Source organism: Serratia sp. YWN4 (assembly GCF_055790845.1).
This window is the reverse complement of the sequence record NZ_CM147696.1, coordinates 749,458-771,465: the sequence shown is the minus strand read 5'-3', so window position 1 is coordinate 771,465 and position 22,008 is coordinate 749,458. Positions and strand designations below refer to the sequence as shown.

Genomic DNA, 22,008 nt, shown 5'->3' with positions numbered 1-22,008 from the left:
ACTGCGCTACACCCAATCACATTTATTATCCTACCTGTACCGACAACATGCTCAATGCCCCCATTTCGATGCCATCGTTCGGGATTGAGATCGGCTCTTTACCGTCCCAACCCCCCAGCACATACAGCAACGGCAGGTAATGTTCCGGCGTCGGGTTCGACAACGCAGCACCTTCATGCTGCATAAAGTTCACCAGTGGATGATTCTCACCCTGATAATTCAGGTTATCGCGCACGTACTGGTTGAATGATTCTGCCCATGGGTACGAGCTGGCATTCCCCTGCCATTTCACCATCCGCAGGTTATGCACCACGTTACCGCTAGCAACGATCATAATGCCTTGATCGCGCAACGTTGCCAGCTTGCGGCCAAGCTCATAGTGATATTGCGCAGGTTGAGTACCATCAATGCTGAGCTGCACCACCGGGATATCTGCTTGCGGGTACATTTTGATCAGCACGCCCCAAGTGCCGTGATCCAATCCCCATTCACCGGTATCCGCACCCACTTCGCTCGGAGCCAGCAAAGTTTGTAATTGGGCTGCCAGTTCGGGTGAACCGGGTGCCGGATACTGGGTATCAAACAATGCCTGAGGAAAGCCACCAAAATCGTGAATGGTTTTTGGCTGTTCCATCGCCGTCACAGCGGTGCCCCGGGTATACCAGTGGGCAGAAACAGCAACGATCGCTTTCGGACGCGGTAACTGTTCACCCAGCGCACGCCATGCCTGGGTGTAACGGTTCTCTTCCAGCACGTTCATCGGGCTACCGTGGCCAAGAAACAGTGCAGGCATACGAGAGGTGGTCATAAGTTATCCTTTGCTTAACGTAATAGGCTTTCTGCTGGCTACATTACGCTCTTTGCTTTACCGAGACAGCCGGATAACCATGATAATGATCTTCAATAAATTTGAACGGCTAGCTCAATGGAAGCAATCAGCCAAATCCGCTCGATTTATGCCTTTACTCTGTTAGTATCGGAACATAAACAATAATCATTAGCGTAAAGGAACCTATCTTGTCAGTACCGCTGATTCTGACCCTGCTGGCCGGTGGCGCAACCTTTGTCGGTGCCCTGTTCGGCATTATCGGCCAGAAGCCATCCAATCGCCTGCTGGCGTTTTCCCTCGGTTTTGCCGCTGGGATTATGCTGCTGATTTCACTGATGGAAATGCTGCCTGCCGCATTGCATACCCCTGGGGTGTCACCGGTGCTCGGCTATGGCATGTTCATGCTCGGGCTGCTGGGCTATTTTGCGCTCGATCGCATGTTGCCACACCAGCATCCGCAGGATTTGATGCAAAAGCCGATTAAGCCGCACAACCTGAAGCGCACGGCAGTCCTGTTGACGTTGGGTATCAGCCTGCACAACTTCCCAGAAGGCATCGCCACCTTTGTGACGGCCAGTGCCGATCTGGAGCTGGGCATGGGGATTGCCTTGGCCGTAGCGATCCACAATATTCCCGAAGGGCTAGCGGTCGCCGGGCCGGTGTATGCGGCGACCGGTTCCAAAACCAAGGCGCTGTTGTGGTCAGGGATCTCCGGCCTGGCAGAAATTCTGGGGGGCGTTATGGCCTTCCTGTTGCTGGGCCCGATGATTTCACCGGTGGTGATGGCATCGATTATGGCTGCGGTAGCCGGGATTATGGTGGCGCTGTCGGTAGATGAGCTAATGCCGCTGGCGAAAGAGATTGATCCGCACAATAACCCGAGCTATGGCGTGCTATGTGGCATGGCAGTGATGGGGTTCAGCCTGACGCTGCTGCAAAGCGGCGGGATTGGCTAAGCTAGCTGGGCGTAAAAAAGCCGCTGATAAAGCGGCTTTTTCATACCAATCAACGTATTAACTGGCTTTTTTTTCCTGTGCCTGACGGTAGGCCACCAGATCTTCGATGGTCAATACAACCATTTCGTGTTGTTTGGCAAACGCGATCACTTCCGGCGCATGCGCCATGCTGCCATCATCGTTGGTCAGTTCACACAGCACACCGGCAGGTTTAAAACCGGCCATGGAGACCAGATCGATCGTCGCTTCGGTGTGCCCACGGCGGCTCAGTACGCCACCCGGCTGGGCACGCAGTGGGAACACGTGGCCTGGGCGGCTCAAATCGCTCGGCTTGGCACGATCGGCAATAGCGGCGCGAATGGTGGTCAGGCGATCGGAAGCCGATACGCCGGTAGTCACGCCCTGCGCGGCTTCGATGGTCACGGTGAACGCCGTCTGGAACTGGCTGGAGTTATTGGTGACCATCATCGGCAGCTCAAGCTGCTGGCGGCGATCTTCGGTGATACACAGGCACACAATACCGCTGCCGTGGCGAATGGTCAGCGCCATCTGCTCAACGGTCATGGTTTCTGCGGCGAAGATCATATCGCCTTCGTTTTCACGGTTTTCATCATCGAGCACCATCACACCGCGCCCATTGCGCAATGCATCGAGCGCGCGTTCAACGCGTTCCGCTGGCGTGCCGAAATCTGAAAGTAGAGTCTGATTCATGGTAAAAAACCTCATTAAAATTATGGATTACCAGAACCAGGGCTAGCTTGAGGAGTGGCTATCACAATAGCCGAAAAAATAACGCAAGCGGGCATAAGCCCGACAGGTGTCGTTACTCTCTCCCATCCGGACTATAACCGTCGGCCCCGGAATTACACCGGATCTGCTGACCTCTAACCGATTCCTGAGAACAGGTTGAGCGCTCGCGGGCTTTCACCGTAGAAGGTGATTTACCGCCGGTGGGGACTTTCACCCCGCCCTGAGAATAAGCCTCTCGACTATAGCGCCATCACCCCCGTCTTTCAAGCTATGGCGTTAGATGACGAGTATTGGTTTATCCGGCGGGCAACTCGCATTACACTAGGCATCAGCCACTCAATATCAGAAAGGGAAATGCCATGATTGACCCGAAAAAAATTGAACAGATCGCACGCCAGGTACAAGAATCTCTGCCTAAAGGCGTACGGGAATTCGGGGAAGACGTTGAGAAAAAGGTTCGCCAAGTGTTGCAATCGCAGCTGACCCGTTTGGATCTGGTTAACCGCGAAGAGTTCGACGTGCAGACCCAGGTACTGCTGCGCACCCGTGAGAAGCTGGCGCTGCTGGAACAGCGTTTGACCGAGCTGGAAGGCAAGCTGAATACCGCGCCAACCACCAAACCCGCAGACGAATAAGATTGACGAGGGCGCGCCTGCGCGCCCTTATTGCTGACTGACAACCACCTGCGGCTTACGCGGCAAAACCAGCCAGATCAGCGCCAACATCACCAACGCATACAGGCTTTTCCAGCCGATAATCACCAGCAGCAACAGACACAGTATTGAACCAATCACCGCCATCAGCCGCGAACGGCCCTGCAAGATCCGGCAACCTGCCAGCATACACAGCAGATAAATCAGCACGAAAATCCCATTGGCATACACCAACAGCGTATCGAGTGGCAGATTCAGGGTATAGATCAGCAGGGTGAAGATCAGGCAACAACCGACCACGGCGCTCAAGGCATTCACCGGCACTCGCCCTGCGGAAAGTTTTGCCAGCGCGCTTGATGGCCTGGTCTGCGCCTGCGACCACACCAGGCGGGCGAAGCTCTGGGTATAGATATTCACGCTGGCAAAACAGGCCAGATAACCGATGATGCAGGCAATCCACAGTGCACTTTCGCCAAACAGCTGTACAACCACACCGGGCAGCGAAGCAGCAGCAGCCCGATCGGCACCATAGGCATGGAAGTGCAGCACTGCCACAGTGCAACCCCAGTAGACAGCACCGGCCACCAACATGCCAAGCAGCAGCGCGCGCGGGAAATCCCGCTCAGAATTGCGGAATTCGGTGGCCAGATGGGCAAAGGCCTCCAGCCCAACGAAGCACCAGAACATCACGGCCAAAGCGTGGAACATATTGGGCGGGGAAATGTTGCTGACCACCGGCCAAGGGATCTGTGCAGGCGTAATACCGCCTTTCCACCAGATCGCCACCACCAGCGCGACAACCAGAATAGCGATCAGCGTCTGAATATTGGCGCTGGAACCGGCGCTGCGCGTACCGAGCAGCCAGATCACCACCAGCGTGGCAATCTGCACCAGCAGCAAACCGTTGGCACTCCAGCCAAACGCAGATTGCCAGAAGCCCGCCGCGATTTGCAGCGCGGCAGGCAACCCAACGGGGATCACGGAGAGAAACAGCCAGCCGGTCACTTTAGCCATGCGCGGCCCGAAGGCCATGCCGACAAAGTGCGCCGCACCGCCCGCGCTGGGAAAGTGGCGGCCTAACGCCGCAAAAGCGATAGCAATGGGGAACACCAGCGCGATCAGGATCGGCCAGGCCCACAGGCTATCATTGCCAGCAACCTGCGCCGCCAGTGCAGGAACGGCAAACACCCCGGTGCCCAGCAGCGAAGTGGACAACAGCCCAACGCCCTGCGCCAAACTCAGATCCTGCTTCAGTCCACTCACGCTATGCCTTATTGAGCGTTAATCACGCCCATCCTTGATGGCCTTGATAATGTTGGTTGTCGACAACCCATCTTCAAAGTTCAGCACTTTCACATCACCGCCGTTGGCCCAGACCTCGGCGCTGCCAGCAATATCCTGCGGCTTGTAGTCACCGCCTTTTACCAGTAAATCGGGCAGGATATCGGCGATCAGGCGCTGCGGCGTATCTTCTTCAAACGATACTACCCAGTCCACGGCACCCAACGCCCCCAGCACGATCATACGGTTTTCCAACGGGTTGATCGGGCGGGTTTCCCCTTTCAGGCGCTTGGTGGAGGCATCGCTGTTAACCGCCACGATCAGGCGATCGCCCAGCTTGCGGGCATTCGCCAAGTAGGAAACGTGGCCAGCATGCAGAATGTCGAAGATGCCGTTGGTCATTACCACTTTCTCGCCGCGTTGCCGCGCCTGCGCAACTGCATTTTTCAGCTCGGCTTCGGTCATCACGCCAAAGCCGGTCTCGGCACGGCCGCGAATGGCGTTTTCCAGCTCGATAGGTGAAACGGTCGAGGTTCCCAGCTTGCCCACCACCACGCCTGCCGCCGCGTTCGCCAGGAAACAGGACTCTTCCAGCGAGTTGCCCGCCGCCAGCGCCGCCGCCAGCACGCCAATCACCGTATCACCGGCGCCGGTGACATCGAACACTTCCTGCGCCTGGGTCGGCAGATGCAACGGCGCATGACCGGGCTGCAACAGCGTCATTCCCTGCTCGGAGCGGGTGACCAGCAAAGCAGAAAGCGCGTAATCCGCCACCAGCTTCATGCCGCGCTCAACCAGCTCATCGTCATTTTTACAATGACCGACCACCGCTTCGAACTCGGACAGGTTTGGCGTCAGCAGCGTGGCCCCACGGTAACGTTCAAAATCAGTGCCTTTCGGATCGATCAGTACCGGCACTTTGGCAGCACGCGCCAAGGCGATCATGCCCTGCACCTTGCTCAGCGCACCTTTGCCGTAGTCCGAGAGCACCAGTGCGCCAATCTGTGGCAGCGCCTGCTGGATGCGCTCCAGCATCGGCTGCGGATCGACGTCGGAGAAGCCTTCTTCGAAATCCAGGCGGATCAACTGCTGGTTGCGAGAAAGCACGCGCAGCTTGGTAATGGTCGGATGCGTCGGCACCGAGACAAAATCACAGCGCACGTTGACTTCGTTCAGCTTGGCGCTCAGCGCACGCGCCGCATCGTCGATACCGGTCAGCCCCACCAGGCGCGAATTGGCCCCAAGTGACGCGATATTCATCGCGACGTTAGCCGCACCACCGGGACGCTCTTCGATAGTATCTACCTTGACCACCGGCACCGGCGCTTCCGGTGAAATACGGCTGGTCGGCCCATACCAATAGCGATCCAACATGACGTCACCAACCACCAACACACCGGCGCGGCGAAAATCAGGCAGTGTAACTTTCATCCGATAACTCCAAACAAGTCATAAAAATAAATTCGGCAGATATTACCATAGGAGCCCGTAATACCGATTAACTTAACCATTTCTTCCAGCTGGCACGCACCTGCTCGCGTTCGGCAACAAACAGCGCGTTGCTGACCTTGCTGGAGTGCTCCTGCAGTGCCAGATGGTGAATTTCATCACGCATGGTGACGTAGGCCTGGGTCAGCGCCCGCGCTTCTTGCTCCGGCATGATGTCGTAATTGGCCATCAGCTCAAAGATGCGCACGTTATCCGACCAGCGCGTCAGGCGTGGTTCTTCACTCGCGTAACGTAAGACCAGATATTGGGCGATAAATTCGATATCGGTGATCCCATCTTCGTCCGCTTTGATATCAAACAGATCGCGCTGTTTATTGCCCAAATGGCTGCGCATTTTCTCGCGCATTTCGCGCACTTCCTGTTGCAGTTTTTCTGCCTCACGCGCTTTGCACAGGATCTCGTGGCGGATAACGTCAAACTGCCGATGCAACGCCGGATCGCCATACACAATACGTGCGCGCACCAGTGCCTGATGTTCCCAGGTCCAGGCCTCATTGTTCTGGTAATCGGCGAAAGCCTCGACGGTGCTGACCAGCATCCCGGCCGCACCGGAAGGGCGCAGGCGCGCATCCACTTCGTAAAGAATGCCGGAAGAGGTGCGGGTGCTGAACAGGTGCATCACACGCTGGGCCAGACGCAGATAGAACTGACGGCCATCGATGCAGCGAGCGCCATCGGTCATCACTTCCGGCGGGCAATCGAGCAGGAACACCAAGTCGAGATCGGAGCTGTAACCCAGTTCCCAACCTCCCAGCTTGCCGTAGCCGATCACCGCAAAGCCGCGCCCTTCCCGTTCATGCAGATGCGTCGGCTGGCCGTAACGCGCCACCATATCTTTCCACGCCTGCTGCACCACCGCATCAATCATCGCTTCTGCCAGATAGGTTAAGTGATCGCTCACTTTCATCACCGGCAGCGCTTCGGCGATATCCGCTGCGGCAATGCGCAGTTGCTGTGCCTGCTTGAACTGCCGCAACGCTTCCAACTGCTGTTCTTCATCGTCTTCCGGCACGCGCAGGCGGTATTGGCGCAGCTCGCTGCGATAGGCATCCGGGGCCACTGGTTGGTATAGCGTAGCGGTATCCAACAGTTCATCCAGCAGCAACGGATAGCGCGCCAGTTGGCTGGTGACCATCGGCGAAGCCGCGCACAGGCGAATCAAATGGCTGAGGGCGGCGTGATATTCCACCAGCAGTTCAAGATAAGTGGTGCGGGTAACAATGCTCAGCAGCAGTTGGGTTAAGCGCACCAGTGCGGTGGGCGCATCGTTGCGCGGGCAGACCTCTGCCAGCAGGCGCGGCATCAGTTGATCCAACACATCGCGGCCACGCGGGCCGATGGTGCGTTTGTCCACATCGCGGCGGAATTCAGCGATCGTGTGCAGCATCTGGCGACGGGGTCCTTCGCTCAGATGCGGCGTCAGCGGGGCAAGTTCATTTTCTTCCAGCGCGTCCTGCCACAGGCTGTGATAGTGCTGATAGTTGGGATCTTCGCCCACGTCGGGGCTATCGTCGCCGATCAGATCATCAAACACGGCGCGCACATGCTGCATATGCGCTTCCAGCGCCGCCATCAGTGACGGCCAGTCCGGCTGATCCATCCCCCAGGCGAGGCGTGCCTGATCCAACGCATCCTGCGGCAGCGTTTGTGTTTGCTGATCGGCAATGGCCTGCAACAGATTCTCCAGCCGCCGCAGGAACAGATAACTGGCGCTCAGATCCGCCACCTGCTGCACTGTCAGCAGCCCCAGTTCGCCCACCGCCTGCAACGTGGGCAGCAGTGAACGCCCTTGTAGGCTGGGTTCACGCCCGCCACGAATCAGTTGGAATACCTGAGTGATAAATTCAATTTCCCGGATGCCACCAGCACCCAGTTTGATATTGTCTTTCAGCCCGCGCCGCCGCACTTCGCGGGCAATCATGCCTTTCATATTGCGCAGCGACTGAATAACGCTGAAATCGATATAACGGCGGAATACGAACGGCCGCAGGGTGTTACGCAGTTCCTGGCTGTACGGATCTTCATCTCCGCCCATCAGGCGTGCCTTCACCATGGCGTAACGCTCCCAGTCGCGCCCCTGTTCCTGATAATAATCCTCCAGCGCGGCAAAGCTCATCACCAGCGGGCCGCTGTCGCCAAACGGCCGCAGGCGCATGTCAACCCGGTAGACAAAGCCGTCGATGGTTTGCTGATCCAGCGCTTTGATCAGCCGTTGCCCCAAACGGGTAAAAAACTGAGCGTTATCCAGCTCACGCCTGCCGCCTTGCGTCTGGCCGTTTTCCGGGTAGACGAAGATCAGATCGATATCCGAAGAGAAATTCAGCTCACCGCCGCCCAGCTTGCCCATACCCAGGATCAGCAACGGCTGCGGCACACCTTCGCCATTGCAGGGGGTGCCCCACTCACGGCAACAGGTTTGGTATAGCCAATCGCGAGCGCTGACGATCAGCGTTTCCGCCAACGCACTCAACTGCTGCAAGGTTTCTGCTGTAGTGCAGAGCTGCTGGGCCTGCGCCCAGGCAATGCGCGCCAGGCTCTCGCGGCGAAACAGGCGCAGAACCTGCATCAACCGCGCTTCGTCACGCACCTCTTCAAGTTCGCCTTGCAACCAGGCCGCATAGTGCTGCCACTCTTCAGGAACCGGTGGCTGTTGGCGCAGCCTTTCCAGCCATTCGGGGTGGCTAAGCAACATGTCACTGACAAAATCGCTCGACGCCAAAACGCCCTGTTCCGCAGCGCTGAGCAGCATCCCAGCGCCTTGAGCTTCCTGAAATCGCTGCACGATGTTCTGTGCCTGAACCTGTAACGCAGCAGAGAGTGGCAACATAGTGAATGACCTATTCTGCGGCCTGCAAGCGAGCAGGCCCGCGGTGTGATTAACGAACTGCGCCGTTTAACCAGAACGGCGCATGGGATAAGGCCTGTTTGCGGCTGCCTTCATACCAGCCCTGACGGCGTTCCGCGACCGCCAGTTGCAGCTCGCGCCAGCTATCGATGTACGGCCCGGACTCACTATCCGGGTAGGCACCGGAAAGCAGCATGAAAGCCAGCACCTGACGCGTCAAACGCGGCAACTGCTCCTGATATTCATCTTCATTCAGGGGGCGCGTAAAGGCTTCTTTCAGTTCGGCGGCGCTGCGCCCCAGCATAATATCGCTGAAACGCTTGAATGAACCGTCCAGCTTAGCCTGCGCTTTGGCATCGACAAACGGCCGCCATGCGCCGGTAATCAACCATGATGTGAGCGCCAACTTACATTGCAGATACTCTGCGCTATAGCACAGCACCTGCGGCTCGGTGGTTTTGTCCTCCAGCAGCGGCTCCAGCGCCGTCAGGCGGGCGCGCAGATCGGCACTGGCCTTGCGCGGCACCAGGCCACCAAAAATCACCAAGGCCTGACGAATCAAGGCGATCGCTTCCATTACCGAGCGGCGAGCCTGCTTATCGCCGCGCAACCACAGCTCTTCGTGATACTGCCAGTGGCTCAGCGCCAGCTCAAAAGCGGCAACCATGCCTTGCTCCACCGTGGATTTGGCGGCCGGTTTCAGCACCGCCAGCGGACGACGCTCACGCTCGGCATTGCCCTGCGCCAGATGATAACCCCGCGCCGCTTTACTCAGGCTTCCCTGGCGCAAACCGCCCTGTTCCGCCAGTACCGTCGCCAAGGCCAGCAGATCGCTGGCTTGGCCCTGTTTCAGTTCCAGCTCCACTTCACACAGCGTTTCACTCAGTTCACCTGCTTGAACTTCGCCCTGATCGAGCGCAATCTCAATCTCGCTTTCACCGTAAGTGACCACCCACTTCTCACGTACAAAGTCGGTACGGAACAGCGGTTGCAGCGCCTTTTGCAATGGGGCCAGCTTGCAGCCTTCCGGCCAGATATCGGCCGGGAACTTCTTCAAGGCCAATACTGGCTTGCTGATAGCCACGTTGTACTCTGGCCGCTGATGCAGGCCGCCCACCACCGAACCGGCGGTTTTGATGGTCATTTCATAGCTGTCGTCAAAGCCACGGATACGCAGGCCCATATCGTGGCTGCGCAGGAAGTTATCGGCGGTTTCGAAGTAGATGTTGGTCAGCTTCTGCGGTGCAGAATGCTGATGCGGCCAAGCAGCCAGCCGTGCGGGAAGTGTGGCGATCGCTTCAGGGGAAACAATAAACTTCAGTTCTATTTCAACGCTCATAATTCTTTTACACCAATAGGTTAGGCCTTCACGTGGATCTTCACGGCGGCGGAGTCACCGGCCACGAACTGCCCGACAACGCACAATGGTCAGTATCTTACCGCGATTCCCCCCAGCTTGACTCTGCCGACTGTAGAAAAAACCTGTTAGGCTATTAAAAGCCGCGCAACGCACGGAATCCTTGATACTAAGAGTGTTCTTACTTCCGGTTTTAGCGTTGCGCCATCAGACTGAACGCTCTACTATCATTCCATTAATTCACCTAGAAACGATTAACTCATGCAGAAATTACGCCTGATTTACCTTGCCGTGCTGAGCTTCAGCATCACTTGGGGCGCACATGCCGAAGATAAGCGCTATATCTCCGATGAATTAAATACTTACGTCCACAGCGGCCCCGGTACGCAATACCGTATTGTTGGCACCTTGAATGCAGGTGAAGAAGTCACGCTGCTGAGCGTGAACGAAAACAACAGCTATGGTCAGATCCGTGATTCTAAAGGGCGCACCGTGTGGATCCAACTGGAGCAACTGAGCCAGACGCCAAGCCTGCGGACTCAGGTGCCGGAGCTGGAACAGCAGGTGAAAACCCTGACCGACAAGCTGGCCAATATCGATAACAGTTGGAACCAGCGCACCGCCGAAATGCAGCAGAAAGTGGCCGCCAGCGACAGCACCATCAGTGGCCTGCGTCAGGAAAACCAGGATCTGAAAAATCAGCTGGTTGTCGCCCAGAAGAAGGTGAACGCGGTTAATCTGCAACTCGATGACAAACAGCGCACCATTATCCTGCAATGGTTCCTGTATGGCGGCGGCGTGGCTGGGGCTGGCCTGCTGCTTGGCCTGCTGCTTCCGCGCCTAGTCCCGCGCCGTAAAAATAATCGCTGGATGAACTGATCGCGTTATTAGCCAGCTCAGGCCCCTGCGGGCGCCATTTTTATTGGCTTCGGCATCTGACACCCAATTCATGTAAGCTGATCAAACCAGCTATCGAATACATTCAGGAGTTAAACCGTGAAGATTTACCTGGTCGGCGGCGCCGTCCGCGACAATCTGCTCAATATACCGGTGGTCGATCGCGACTGGGTGGTGGTTGGCGCAACCCCTGCCGATCTGCTGGCGCGCGGCTACCAGCAGGTAGGTAAAGATTTCCCGGTATTTCTCAACCCAGAAACCCATGAAGAGTATGCGTTGGCACGCACAGAACGCAAATCTGGCCAGGGTTACACCGGTTTTACCTGCTATGCCGCACCGGACGTAACGCTGGAAGAAGATCTGCTGCGGCGCGATCTCACCATCAACGCCATGGCACAAAGTGACGATGGCCAACTGGTCGACCCTTACCACGGCCAGGCCGATCTTGCGGCACGGGTCTTACGCCATGTTTCCGCTGCCTTTGGCGAAGATCCGTTGCGCGTGCTGCGCGTGGCGCGTTTCGCGGCCCGTTTTGCCCATCTGGGCTTTACCGTCGCACCAGAAACCGCCGCCCTGATGCAACAGATGGCAGAGAGCGGCGAACTGGCAGCGCTGACTGCAGAACGCGTATGGAAAGAAACCGAGAAAGCGCTACAGAGCCAAAGCCCGCAGGTTTACTTTCAGGTACTGCGTGACTGTGGCGCGCTGAAGGTGCTGTTCCCAGAGATCGACGCACTGTTTGGCGTCCCCGCGCCAGAAAAGTGGCACCCGGAGATCGATACCGGTGTGCATACCCTGATGACGCTGGCGATCGCCACTCAGCTCAGCCCTGAGGTAGATATCCGCTTTGCGGCACTGTGCCACGATCTCGGTAAGGGCAAAACGCCACCGGAGCTGTGGCCACATCACTATGGCCACGGGCCAGCCGGGGTCAAACTGGTTGAAGCACTGTGCAAACGGCTGCGCGTGCCTAATCCCGTGCGCGAACTGGCCAAGCTGGTGGCTGAATACCACGATCTGATCCATACGGTGAATAAACTGCGCCCGGAAACCCTGCTGAAGCTGTTTGATGCCATCGACGTGTGGCGTAAACCGCAGCGGCTGGAACAGATGATCCTTTCCAGCGAAGCCGATGCTCGCGGCCGCACCGGTTTTGAAAACAACCCCTATCCACAGGGGGATTATCTGCGCCAGGCGTATCAGGTGGCCAACGCGGTGTCGATCAAAGAGGTGGTGGAAAGCGGCCTGCAAGGTTTAGCGATCCGCGATGAGCTCAAACGCCGCCGCCAGCAGGCACTGGCTGAATGGAAAAAAACGCAGGAACCGCAGGCCTAAGCCGGTTGTTCAGTTCCTCTTTCCCACCTTTGGGAAAGAGGAAAGATATGGCTTAAAACCCCTCCCGCACCAATGAATCACGGCTGATTTCAGCGATACTTTTCGCTCCGGTCAGCGTCATCGCCACGCACATCTCTTTTTTGATCAGATCGAGCAGGTTTTCCACTCCTGCCTGGCCTGCGGTTGCCAACGCATAGAGATAAGCGCGCCCCAGCAGTACGCTGTCAGCCCCGAGCGCGATCATGCGTACCACGTCTAACCCGCTGCGTACCCCGCTGTCGGCAAGAATGGTGATATCACCTTTTACCGCATCGGCAATCCTCGGCAACGCACGCGCCGAGGAGAGCACACCGTCAAGCTGGCGGCCACCGTGGTTGGAAACCACAATACCGTCAGCCCCAAAACGCACGGCATCACGCGCATCATCAGCGTCGAGAATGCCCTTAATCACCATTGGCCCCTGCCAGAAGTCGCGGATCCACTCCAGATCGCTCCACGAAATCGAAGGATCAAAGTTGGATCCCAGCCAGCCAATGTAGTCTTCTAATCCGGTGGGTTTACCAAGATACGCTGAGATATTCCCCAGATCGTGCGGACGCCCGTTCAGGCCAACATCCCATGCCCAAGAGGGATGGGTAACCGCTTGCCAATAGCGCCGCAGTGCGGCATGCGGGCCACTCATGCCCGAATGCGCATCGCGGTAACGAGCCCCCGGTATCGGCATATCCACGGTGAATACCAAGGTGGTACAACCGGCAGCTTTCGCACGCTCTAAGGCGTTACGCATAAATCCGCGATCTTTCAGTACATACAGTTGAAACCACATCGGGCGCTTAATGGCTGGCGTCACCTCTTCGATCGGGCACACGGAGACGGTAGAAAGCGTAAAAGGAATGCCTTTCTGCTCTGCGGCCCGCGCGGCCTGCACTTCGCCACGGCGAGCGTACATGCCGCACAGCCCAACCGGACCCAGAGCGACAGGCATTGATAAGGTTTCGTTAAACAGTTTGGTTTCCAGGCTGAGTGCCGACATGTTTTTCAGAACACGCTGCCTTAGCGCCACCTGCGCCAGGTCTTCTACGTTGCGCCGCAAAGTATGCTCGGCATAAGCGCCACCATCGATGTAATGAAACAGGAACGGTGGCAGTTTACGTTGTGCCGCAGCGCGGTAGTCGGTGGCTGCTGAGATAATCATGGAGCGATCTCCCTTATTACAGTGAATTTTCATCTGGCAGGCGGGTAATACGCGCCAGCCTAGCCTCATCTTCATGCAGGCTTTTAATGGTGGAGTGAACAAATCCCAGATGGGATTTCGCCGCCTTGCCCGCGCGCTCGGGATCACCGGCCAAAATAGCCTGTAGCATTTCCTCATGCTGTTCAGTAAGCCGCGTGAAAATGGTCGGCACGGTATACATACGCTGGCGGCTATGCATAACGGAGGATTGCATTAAATCGAAAAAACCGCGCATGGTTTGCAGTAAAACCACGTTGTGTGAGGCTTCGGCAATCGCTAGGTGGAAGCGCACGTCGGCCTGCGCCGCCAGATCAGGGTTATCGCTCTCCTTAAACTCCAGCGTGGCATCAAAACAAGCCTGCAACTTCTCTTTGTCTGCGGCAGTGGCACGCATCGCCGCGTGCCAGGCGGTGCTGGCCTCAATGGCGTGGCGGGCTTCCAGAATGTCGTAGCGATAGTCAGGATCGTCGGCCACCAAGGTTCTCAGCGGCTCCACGATGCTTTGCTCCGACCAAGGGGAAAGTTCGTCGCAAACATAGGTGCCGCCGCCGCGTCGGCTGATGAGCACCTTTTCGCTAATCAGTTTCTGGATCGCTTCACGCAGCGAGGAACGTGAGACGCCTAACTCGCTGGCCAACTGACGTTCGGCGGGCAAACGCATACCCGCCTCCAGTTTACGTTCGTGAATCATCGCCTTAAGGCGTTCAGCCAAGCGATCGGCCAAGCGCGGTGGATGAAACGCGGTCATGGGATCATCCACGTCAACCAGTAGGCCTGTAGCGTGGTGATCACCCCCACCATGCAGGTGAAGATCAGGCTGTGCTTTACCGTAAAGCGGAACAGGTCTGACTCTTTCCCCACCAAGCCAACGGCGGCGCAGGCGATGGCAATGGACTGTGGCGAAATCATTTTCCCGGTGACCCCGCCGGTGGTGTTAGCCGCCACCAGCAACACATCCGAAACGCCAATCTGCTGCGCAGTGGTGGCTTGCAGGGCGGCGAACAGCGCGTTGGACGAGGTATCAGAACCGGTAAGAAACACGCCCAACCAGCCAAGGAACGGCGAGAAAAAGGTGAACGCCTTGCCAGTATGCGCCAATGCCAACGCCAGCGTTGCCGACAAGCCGGAATAGTTAGAAATAAAAGCAAAGGCCAGCACCATGCCGATGGAATAAATCGGCAGCGCCAACGACTTTATTGTTTCAGCGAACGTAGTGACCGCGTCTTTCGGCTTCATCCGCAGGTAGATCACCGAGGCGATCGCCGCAACCATAATCGCGGTGCCGGTAGCAGAGAACCAGTCGAGTTTGAACACTGCGGCGTAGGGCGTGATCTCTGCCACCACCGGCGGCACTTTCGCCACCAGCTTATCCAGGAATGGCACTGGGAAATTGAACACCCAATCTTGTAACGCGCCGCCTTTGGCAAATAGCGCTTTAAACGGTGGAACGCTCCACAGGGTGACCGTCGCAGTCAGGAAAATAAACGGCATCCAGGCACGAATAATCTGCCCTAGCGTATAGCCGTGCTGCGTCAACGTTGGCTCGGTAGCCGGGCCTTCAGCGTTCTCAAAACGGAAAATGCGTTTTGGCTGCCAAACGCGCAGAAACAGCGTCAGGCACACCAGTGAAACCAGCGAGGAGATAATGTCTGGCAGTTCCGGCCCAAGAAAGTTGGAGCTGAGATACTGCGCCAAGGCAAAGCTACCCCCTGCCACCACTACCGCTGGCCAGGTTTCTTTGATACCGCGCCAGCCGTCCATAATCGCCATGATCCAGAACAGCACGATGATCGTCAGGAACGGCAATTGACGCCCAACCATCTGGCCGATCTCGAAGCTGTCCAGCCCGGTGACCTGACCAGCCACGATAATCGGGATCCCCATCGCGCCGAAAGCCACCGGCGCGGTGTTAACGATCAGGCAAAGCCCCGCCGCATACAGCGGATTAAACCCCAGCCCAACCAGCAACGCAGCGGTAATCGCCACCGGCGCGCCAAACCCGGCGGCCCCTTCCAGAAATGCGCCAAAACAGAAGCCGACGATCAACATCTGTAAACGTTGATCGGGCGTGATCGAAAGAATCGAAGAGCGAATGATGTCAAACTGCCCGGTCTTAACCGAGATTTTATAGACAAACACTGCCGCGATAATGATCCAGGCAATCGGCCATAGCCCGTAGAAAAAGCCGTAAACCACTGCGGCGATCGCACGGTCAATGGGCATCCGGTACAGGAATAACGCCACCAGCAGGGCAATCCCTACGGTGAATGTGGCAGCAATGTGCCCCTTGAGCTTGAGTTTAATCAGAGCAAAGAAGAAAAACAGAATAGGCAGCGCTGCGATCAGGCTCGACAGCCAGATATTACCAATAGGATCATAAACTTGTTGCCAGACTTGCATGCAGGTGTCTCCAGCGATTTTTCGCACTTATCCCCGCCTGATTGGTCAGACCAATATAGTGGAGTAATATATTTGATATGCGATAGTTAATTTACTGTTAATAACATGCAATGCTTATGTACTGTATTTTGCTGTTTTGTGTAGAAGATTCACATTTCTTATTGATTGGTAGGACCAAACGGCGAGAAAGAGGGGGAATTGATCTGAGAATAGTGGGCAAAGCCCACTATTGAAATTGTGGGTATTACATAAACACCATGTACACCACGGCCGCAACAATAAAGCGATAAATGGCGAACGGCACAAACGAAATACGCTTGATCAACTGAAGGAAGGTTTTAATCGCGATCAGCGCGACGACGAAGGCGGTAATAAAACCGACGGCGAACATCGGCAAATCACCCAGCGTCAGGAAGTGCAGGCTCTTGTAGAGATCCAGCGCGCTGGCCCCCATCATCATCGGCACCGCCAGGATAAAGGAAAACTCAGACGCCGCGTAACGGCTCACGCCCACCAGCATACCGCCGGAAATGGTGGCACCTGAACGGGAAAAGCCCGGCCACAGCGCCAAGCACTGGAAGCAACCGATGGCAAATGCCTGACGGTAAGTGATGTCATCCAGCCCCACTGCCGGTGGATTTTTCGGCTTCAGCCATTCAGCCACCAGCAGCAGCACACCGCCAACAACCAGCGCATACATCACGTTCTTCGGCTCAAACAGCGATTTGATCACGTCGTGAAACGCCAACCCCATTACCACCGCTGGGATCATCGCCAACAGAATATGGCTCAGCTTTAAGCGCCCGGCCGTTTTACCTTCATGCTCTACCGGCTTACCGCCGAAATGAATGCCGATCAGGCCAAACAGGCGACGCCAGAACACCACCACTACCGCCAGAATCGACCCCAACTGGATAATCACTTCGAAGGTTTTGGCTTTATCACCGGTAAAACCCAGCCATTCACCGACGATAATCATATGCCCGGTAGAGGAAACCGGCAGGAATTCGGTCAACCCTTCAACCACCCCAAGAACAAACGCTACAAACAACGAATGCATGTCAGCCATGATCCCGTCTTACCCCATATCAAGTTTAAGGCTCTATACCCCATCGCTTTCAAGTTGCAGCCCATACGCACAGCCAACCGTTGAAAAATAAAGGGTATAAACGTAAAAAAGCGGCAGTGCTCAATACATTGCCGCTTCAACCAATATTATCTACCGCTCAGAATAACCTTTCTGCGTTGCATCTGGATGACAATCACGCACCACGCGTGCCACGTTCAATGATCACACCAACCCGGTTGGCCTGTGCAACCGCTCCCGGCTTGCTGACCTTAATACGGACCCACGGAGATTTAAAGCGCTGTAATAAAATTTCGGATACCTCCTCTGCCACCCGCTCCACCAGCGCAAAACGCTTCGGCTGCACATGCTGAATGATCGCATCGCTGATATCCGCATAGCTCAGGCAGTGATTCACATCGTCGCTGGCCGCCGCTTGGCGGTTATCCCAAGCCATTTCGATATCGAACACCAGCTTCTGCTGAATGGTTTGTTCCCAGTCATAAACGCCAATGGTGGTGATTACGGTAAGCTCTTCGATAAATACGATATCCATCACGTCATTCTCAGTTTTTGGCCCTGCCGGATACCACTTCCAGCGGAATGTGCGTATTATCCATAGATATTGCGAGTAAAACGACCATTATTAAACGGAACCGCGTTATGAGTGCTACCGCGCTTGGCATGATTATCTTCGCGTATCTGTGTGGCTCAATTTCCAGTGCGATCCTGGTTTGCCGGATCGCCAGGCTGCCGGATCCGCGTGAACATGGATCAGGAAATCCCGGGGCGACCAACGTCCTGCGCATTGGTGGCCGGTTGGCCGCAGCAACGGTGCTGGTCTTTGATATTCTGAAAGGGATGTTGCCGGTCTGGCTGGCCTACGCGCTGAATGTTCCACCGCTGTACCTTGGCCTGACGGCGATCGCTGCCTGCCTCGGCCATATTTATCCGGTATTTTTCCACTTTCGCGGCGGTAAAGGAGTTGCCACCGCGTTCGGTGCCATCGCCCCAATCGGCTGGGATCTCACCGGCCTGATGACCGGCACCTGGCTGCTGACGGTGCTGCTGAGTGGTTACTCCTCGCTGGGCGCGATCGTCAGTGCGTTGATAGCCCCGTTCTACGTCTGGTGGTTCAAACCCCAGTTTACCTTCCCGGTCGCGATGCTCTCCTGCCTGATCCTGATGCGCCATCACGATAACATCCAGCGCCTGTGGCGCGGGCAGGAAGGCAAGATCTGGGGTAAGCTCCGCAAGAAAAAAGCAGATGCCGTGGAACAGAAAGAGCATCAAGAAGAATAATCGGGGCCGGAGATTTCCGGCCCTTGGCTTTTATACCGCAGGCAATTCCGCCAACGGCCAACGCGGGCGCACAGAAACGCTCAGCTCTGGATTGGCACCGCTTTTCAGCCGTATCAGCCCCGCATAGGCGATCATCGCACCGTTATCGGTACAAAACTCCGGGCGAGCGTAGAACACTTCCCCACCGCGCTTTTTCATCATCTCTGCCAGCTTGGCGCGTAATGTGCGGTTAGCACTGACGCCACCGGCCATCACCAAACGTTTAAAGCCGGTCTGCTCAAGAGCACGCTTGCATTTGATCGCCAAGGTATCCACCACCGCATCCTCAAAGGCTCTGGCGATGTCGGCACGCGTCTGATCGTCGTTACCGTTGGAACGGATAGTATTGGCAGCAAAGGTCTTCAGCCCGGAGAAGCTGAAGTCCAGGCCAGGGCGATCGGTCATCGGGCGCGGGAAGGTAAAACGCCCTTCGCTGCCCTGCTGCGCCATTTTAGCCAGCATCGGGCCGCCGGGATAATCCAACCCCAGCAGCTTGGCGGTTTTATCGAAGGCTTCACCGGCCGCATCATCGACCGACTCACCCAATAATGCATATTCACCAATGCCGGTAACGCTGATGAGCTGGGTATGCCCGCCAGACACCAGCAGCGCCACAAACGGGAACGCCGGGGGATTATCTTCCAGCATCGGTGCCAGCAAGTGGCCTTCCATATGATGCACCGGCACCGCAGGCACGTTCCAGGCAAACGCCAGCGCACGACCAATGGTAGCACCCACCAGCAACGCCCCCACCAGGCCAGGGCCAGCGGTATAGGCCACACCGTCGATGCCTGCCGCAGTCAGGTTCGCTTCTTTCAGTGCCGCCTGAATCAGCGGCACGGTTTTACGCACGTGATCGCGAGAAGCCAGTTCTGGCACCACACCGCCGTAATCGGCGTGCAGCTTCACCTGGCTGTAAAGTTGGTTGGCTAATAAACCGGCTTGGTCGTCATACACTGCAATTCCGGTTTCATCGCAGGAGGTTTCTATACCCAGTACTCGCATTACATTTCCCATCATTCACGTGCGGCCGCCAGTTTAGCATAATTGCGACCATTTACCGCCACTGTACGCTATGTCGATGATTCGCAAAGAAGCAGCCACAGCGATTAAAAACGAGCAATTCTCCTCGATTAGTCTATAATCGGCGGCCGATGCATAATTGCGCGAGTTTGCCGGAACGCGGCATGTTTCAATTTGCTATGGTGCTTTACAAAGCAGCATCCATTGAAGTAAAATTCCGCACCATTTTGAAAAGGCTGGCGCTTGGCCAGCAGCAAACCGAATTCTATTGAGGTGAGAGGCACATGCCGGTAATTAAAGTACGTGAAAACGAGCCATTTGACGTTGCTCTGCGTCGTTTCAAGCGTTCCTGCGAAAAAGCAGGTGTTTTAGCTGAAGTTCGTCGTCGTGAGTTCTATGAAAAACCGACTACCGAACGTAAACGCGCTAAAGCTTCTGCTGTAAAACGCCACGCGAAGAAACTGGCTCGCGAAAACGCACGCCGCACTCGTCTGTATTAATCCTTCGGGGGTAACCCCACCGCGTGATTTTTTCTTTTCCAAGAACACGCAGACTGAGTAGTTGCATACGAAGGCCGTGCTTTCCGAAAGGAATGCGCGGCTTGTTCTCGTTTATAAGCAATCGAACAGGGGCTTATGGCTGGACGAATTCCGCGTGTATTTATCAATGACTTGCTGGCTCGCACCGACATCGTCGATCTGATCGATGCCCGGGTAAAGCTCAAGAAGCAAGGCAAGAATTATCACGCGTGCTGTCCGTTCCACCACGAAAAAACGCCTTCATTCACCGTTAATGGCGAAAAACAGTTTTATCACTGTTTTGGTTGTGGTGCGCACGGCAACGCCGTTGATTTCCTGATGAATTACGACAGGCTCGAGTTTGTCGAAACCATCGAGGAATTGGCCACCATGAACGGGCTGGAAGTGCCTTACGAGGCAGGTACCGGGCCGACGCAGATTGAGCGCCATCAGCGCCAGAGTCTCTACCAACTGATGGAACAGCTTAGCGCGTTCTATCAACAGTCACTGCATCAATCCAACGGTGCGCAGGCGCGCGATTACCTGCAACAACGTGGGCTGAGTGAGCAGGTTATCCAGCATTTTGCCATCGGTTTTGCACCTGCCGGTTGGGATAATGCGTTAAAACGCTTTGGCCGCGACGCCGACAGCCGTGCAGCATTGAACGATGCCGGAATGTTGGTGACTAACGATCAGGGCCGTACATACGATCGTTTCCGTGAACGTGTCATGTTCCCCATTCGCGACAAACGCGGGCGGGTGATCGCCTTTGGTGGCCGCGTGTTGGGCGACGGTATGCCAAAATACCTGAACTCGCCGGAGACCGAAGTATTCCACAAGGGCCGCCAGTTGTACGGCCTGTATGAAGCACAACAGAGCCACCCTACCCTGCAGCGTTTGCTGGTGGTGGAAGGCTACATGGACGTGGTGGCGCTAGCGCAGTACGGCATCGATTATGCCGTCGCCTCACTCGGAACCTCGACCACGGCGGAACATATTCAGCTCCTGTTCCGCGCCACCGATCAGGTTGTCTGCTGTTATGACGGCGACAGAGCCGGTCGCGAAGCGGCCTGGCGCGCGCTGGAAACCGCACTGCCCTATCTCAACGACGGGCGCCAGTTGCGGTTTATGTTTTTGCCTGACGGCGAAGACCCGGACACGTTAGTCCGTAAAGAAGGCAAAGACGCATTCGAACAACGGATGGAGCTGGCGCAGCCGCTTTCCACTTTTCTGTTCGAAACATTGATGCCGCAGGTCGATCTGAGCAGCCCGGATGGCCGCGCCAAGCTGAGCACGCTGGCATTGCCGTTGATTACTCAGGTACCGGGCGAAACCTTACGCCTGTATCTGCGCCAACAGCTCGGCAGCAAGTTGGGCCTATTGGATGACAGCCAGCTCGACAAGCTGATGCCCAAGCAGGCTGAAAATGCGAATAATTATCAGGTGCCCCAGCTAAAACGCACAACCATGCGTATACTGATAGGGTTACTGGTACAAAACCCGCGTTTGGCTACACTTATCCCTTCACTGGAAGGATTAGAGCAGACCAAGCAGGCAGGACTGCCGCTGTTTGTTGAACTGGTGCAGACCTGCCTGGCGCAACCTGGCCTGACAACTGGCCAACTGCTGGAGCTGTATCGCGACAACAAATTCAGCCAGCAGCTTGAAACCTTGGCGACCTGGAACCATATGATCGTTGAGGATAGGGTTGAACAGACCTTTTTAGATACGTTGGCCAGCCTGTATGACTCGGTGCTAGAGCAGCGGCTGGAAACACTGATCGCCCAGGCCAGAACACACGGTCTGAGTCCTGAAGAACGTGAAGAAGTTCGTTCACTGAACCAGGTGTTAGCGAAGAAAAACTGAATACCAAACGGCTTAAGTGCCGATAAATGCGAGGGTCAAACCCTGCAATATGCCGCCATAGTGGGCCGCGGCAACAACTAAAACGCCCCAAATGCTATTGTTGGCGGTTTCGCCGACCGACACCAACCCAAATACTCTGAAGTGTGGA

The 22,008-nt window shown here is 56.1% G+C and carries 19 protein-coding genes and 1 riboswitch; of the genes, 7 read left to right on the top strand and 12 right to left on the bottom strand.

Annotation, left to right across the window (positions count from 1 at the left end; all coding sequences use genetic code 11):
- Positions 1-25: 25 nt before the first annotated feature.
- The gene (gene ygiD / locus ACX9GT_RS03610) at positions 26-808 is read right to left on the bottom strand and encodes a 4,5-DOPA-extradiol-dioxygenase (protein ID WP_473189852.1); all 783 of its coding nucleotides are present in this window, start codon (positions 806-808) and stop codon (positions 26-28) included.
- A 209-nt stretch (positions 809-1,017) separates the two neighbouring features.
- Here ygiD and zupT point away from each other — a divergent pair, with 209 nt between their 5' ends.
- Positions 1,018-1,785: a zinc transporter ZupT gene (gene zupT / locus ACX9GT_RS03605; RefSeq protein WP_473189851.1), complete on the top strand. Its 768-nt coding sequence runs from the start codon at positions 1,018-1,020 to the stop codon at positions 1,783-1,785.
- Positions 1,786-1,842: 57 nt separating this feature from the next.
- Here the strand turns inward: zupT and ribB are convergent, their stop codons facing one another.
- Positions 1,843-2,496, bottom strand: coding sequence for a 3,4-dihydroxy-2-butanone-4-phosphate synthase (ribB, locus tag ACX9GT_RS03600; RefSeq protein ID WP_473189850.1), 654 nt, complete (start codon positions 2,494-2,496; stop codon positions 1,843-1,845).
- A gap of 110 nt (positions 2,497-2,606) precedes the next feature.
- Positions 2,607-2,767: riboswitch (FMN riboswitch) on the bottom strand.
- Between the two features lie 127 nt (positions 2,768-2,894).
- Here ribB and ubiK point away from each other — a divergent pair.
- Positions 2,895-3,170, top strand: a complete 276-nt coding sequence (ubiK, locus tag ACX9GT_RS03595) for a ubiquinone biosynthesis accessory factor UbiK (protein WP_473189849.1) — start codon at positions 2,895-2,897, stop codon at positions 3,168-3,170.
- Between the two features lie 27 nt (positions 3,171-3,197).
- On the opposite strand, the gene yjeH is transcribed toward ubiK, so the two are convergent.
- The 4 genes from yjeH to ACX9GT_RS03575 form a co-directional block, all read right to left on the bottom strand.
- The gene (gene yjeH, locus ACX9GT_RS03590; RefSeq protein WP_473189848.1) at positions 3,198-4,451 is read right to left on the bottom strand and encodes an L-methionine/branched-chain amino acid transporter; all 1,254 of its coding nucleotides are present in this window, start codon (positions 4,449-4,451) and stop codon (positions 3,198-3,200) included.
- An 18-nt stretch (positions 4,452-4,469) separates the two neighbouring features.
- Entirely contained in the window at positions 4,470-5,900 is a 1,431-nt protein-coding gene (gene hldE, locus ACX9GT_RS03585) for a bifunctional D-glycero-beta-D-manno-heptose-7-phosphate kinase/D-glycero-beta-D-manno-heptose 1-phosphate adenylyltransferase HldE (protein ID WP_473189847.1), read from the bottom strand.
- 67 nt (positions 5,901-5,967) lie between these two features.
- Complete coding sequence (gene glnE / locus ACX9GT_RS03580) at positions 5,968-8,805, bottom strand: bifunctional [glutamate--ammonia ligase]-adenylyl-L-tyrosine phosphorylase/[glutamate--ammonia-ligase] adenylyltransferase (protein ID WP_473189846.1); 2,838 nt, start codon at positions 8,803-8,805, stop codon at positions 5,968-5,970.
- Positions 8,806-8,854: 49 nt separating this feature from the next.
- Positions 8,855-10,162 (bottom strand): CYTH domain-containing protein, encoded by a 1,308-nt coding sequence (locus ACX9GT_RS03575; RefSeq protein WP_473189845.1) that lies wholly within the window; start codon positions 10,160-10,162, stop codon positions 8,855-8,857.
- Positions 10,163-10,441: 279 nt separating this feature from the next.
- Between ACX9GT_RS03575 and ACX9GT_RS03570 the strand changes: the two genes are divergently transcribed.
- A complete protein-coding gene (locus ACX9GT_RS03570; protein WP_473189844.1) occupies positions 10,442-11,059 on the top strand; it encodes a TIGR04211 family SH3 domain-containing protein in 618 nt (205 codons plus the stop codon).
- A 117-nt stretch (positions 11,060-11,176) separates the two neighbouring features.
- Positions 11,177-12,412 carry a multifunctional CCA addition/repair protein gene (locus ACX9GT_RS03565; protein ID WP_473189843.1) on the top strand — a complete coding sequence of 412 codons (1,236 nt, stop codon included), beginning with the start codon at positions 11,177-11,179 and terminating at the stop codon, positions 12,410-12,412.
- Positions 12,413-12,464: 52 nt separating this feature from the next.
- On the opposite strand, the gene lldD is transcribed toward ACX9GT_RS03565, so the two are convergent.
- The 5 genes from lldD to folB all read right to left on the bottom strand — a co-directional run bounded on the left by lldD (position 12,465) and on the right by folB (position 17,668).
- The gene (gene lldD, locus ACX9GT_RS03560; RefSeq protein WP_473189842.1) at positions 12,465-13,607 is read right to left on the bottom strand and encodes an FMN-dependent L-lactate dehydrogenase LldD; all 1,143 of its coding nucleotides are present in this window, start codon (positions 13,605-13,607) and stop codon (positions 12,465-12,467) included.
- Positions 13,608-13,623: 16 nt separating this feature from the next.
- Positions 13,624-14,394 carry a transcriptional regulator LldR gene (lldR, locus tag ACX9GT_RS03555; protein WP_473189841.1) on the bottom strand — a complete coding sequence of 257 codons (771 nt, stop codon included), beginning with the start codon at positions 14,392-14,394 and terminating at the stop codon, positions 13,624-13,626.
- A complete protein-coding gene (gene lldP / locus ACX9GT_RS03550; protein ID WP_473189840.1) occupies positions 14,391-16,046 on the bottom strand; it encodes an L-lactate permease in 1,656 nt (551 codons plus the stop codon). The genes lldR and lldP overlap by 4 nt, the downstream gene beginning before the upstream one ends.
- 244 nt (positions 16,047-16,290) lie before the next feature.
- Positions 16,291-17,115 (bottom strand): undecaprenyl-diphosphate phosphatase, encoded by an 825-nt coding sequence (bacA, locus tag ACX9GT_RS03545; RefSeq protein WP_473189839.1) that lies wholly within the window; start codon positions 17,113-17,115, stop codon positions 16,291-16,293.
- Positions 17,116-17,308: 193 nt separating this feature from the next.
- Positions 17,309-17,668: a bifunctional dihydroneopterin aldolase/7,8-dihydroneopterin epimerase gene (folB, locus tag ACX9GT_RS03540; RefSeq protein ID WP_459400063.1), complete on the bottom strand. Its 360-nt coding sequence runs from the start codon at positions 17,666-17,668 to the stop codon at positions 17,309-17,311.
- 107 nt (positions 17,669-17,775) lie between these two features.
- Between folB and plsY the strand changes: the two genes are divergently transcribed.
- Positions 17,776-18,414, top strand: coding sequence for a glycerol-3-phosphate 1-O-acyltransferase PlsY (gene plsY / locus ACX9GT_RS03535; protein WP_473189838.1), 639 nt, complete (start codon positions 17,776-17,778; stop codon positions 18,412-18,414).
- A 30-nt stretch (positions 18,415-18,444) separates the two neighbouring features.
- Here plsY and tsaD read toward each other — a convergent pair whose 3' ends face one another.
- Positions 18,445-19,458, bottom strand: coding sequence for a tRNA (adenosine(37)-N6)-threonylcarbamoyltransferase complex transferase subunit TsaD (gene tsaD / locus ACX9GT_RS03530; RefSeq protein WP_473189837.1), 1,014 nt, complete (start codon positions 19,456-19,458; stop codon positions 18,445-18,447).
- Positions 19,459-19,760: 302 nt separating this feature from the next.
- Here tsaD and rpsU point away from each other — a divergent pair, with 302 nt between their 5' ends.
- Positions 19,761-19,976 carry a 30S ribosomal protein S21 gene (rpsU, locus tag ACX9GT_RS03525; protein WP_001144069.1) on the top strand — a complete coding sequence of 72 codons (216 nt, stop codon included), beginning with the start codon at positions 19,761-19,763 and terminating at the stop codon, positions 19,974-19,976.
- Positions 19,977-20,111: 135 nt separating this feature from the next.
- Positions 20,112-21,860 carry a DNA primase gene (gene dnaG / locus ACX9GT_RS03520; RefSeq protein WP_473189836.1) on the top strand — a complete coding sequence of 583 codons (1,749 nt, stop codon included), beginning with the start codon at positions 20,112-20,114 and terminating at the stop codon, positions 21,858-21,860.
- The last annotated feature ends 148 nt before the right edge of the window (positions 21,861-22,008 follow it).

Bases quoted from the DNA above. Each gene is read 5' to 3' on its own strand.
- ygiD (WP_473189852.1), bottom strand. From the start codon at position 808: ATGACCACCTCTCGTATGCCTGCACTGTTTCTTGGCCACGGTAGCCCG.
- ribB (WP_473189850.1), bottom strand. From the start codon at position 2,496: ATGAATCAGACTCTACTTTCAGATTTCGGCACGCCAGCGGAACGCGTT.
- ubiK (WP_473189849.1), top strand. From the start codon at position 2,895: ATGATTGACCCGAAAAAAATTGAACAGATCGCACGCCAGGTACAAGAA.
- hldE (WP_473189847.1), bottom strand. From the start codon at position 5,900: ATGAAAGTTACACTGCCTGATTTTCGCCGCGCCGGTGTGTTGGTGGTT.
- glnE (WP_473189846.1), bottom strand. From the start codon at position 8,805: ATGTTGCCACTCTCTGCTGCGTTACAGGTTCAGGCACAGAACATCGTG.
- ACX9GT_RS03575 (WP_473189845.1), bottom strand. From the start codon at position 10,162: ATGAGCGTTGAAATAGAACTGAAGTTTATTGTTTCCCCTGAAGCGATC.
- ACX9GT_RS03570 (WP_473189844.1), top strand. From the start codon at position 10,442: ATGCAGAAATTACGCCTGATTTACCTTGCCGTGCTGAGCTTCAGCATC.
- lldD (WP_473189842.1), bottom strand. From the start codon at position 13,607: ATGATTATCTCAGCAGCCACCGACTACCGCGCTGCGGCACAACGTAAA.
- lldR (WP_473189841.1), bottom strand. From the start codon at position 14,394: ATGACCGCGTTTCATCCACCGCGCTTGGCCGATCGCTTGGCTGAACGC.
- lldP (WP_473189840.1), bottom strand. From the start codon at position 16,046: ATGCAAGTCTGGCAACAAGTTTATGATCCTATTGGTAATATCTGGCTG.
- bacA (WP_473189839.1), bottom strand. From the start codon at position 17,115: ATGGCTGACATGCATTCGTTGTTTGTAGCGTTTGTTCTTGGGGTGGTT.
- folB (WP_459400063.1), bottom strand. From the start codon at position 17,668: ATGGATATCGTATTTATCGAAGAGCTTACCGTAATCACCACCATTGGC.
- plsY (WP_473189838.1), top strand. From the start codon at position 17,776: ATGAGTGCTACCGCGCTTGGCATGATTATCTTCGCGTATCTGTGTGGC.
- tsaD (WP_473189837.1), bottom strand. From the start codon at position 19,458: ATGCGAGTACTGGGTATAGAAACCTCCTGCGATGAAACCGGAATTGCA.
- rpsU (WP_001144069.1), top strand. From the start codon at position 19,761: ATGCCGGTAATTAAAGTACGTGAAAACGAGCCATTTGACGTTGCTCTG.
- dnaG (WP_473189836.1), top strand. From the start codon at position 20,112: ATGGCTGGACGAATTCCGCGTGTATTTATCAATGACTTGCTGGCTCGC.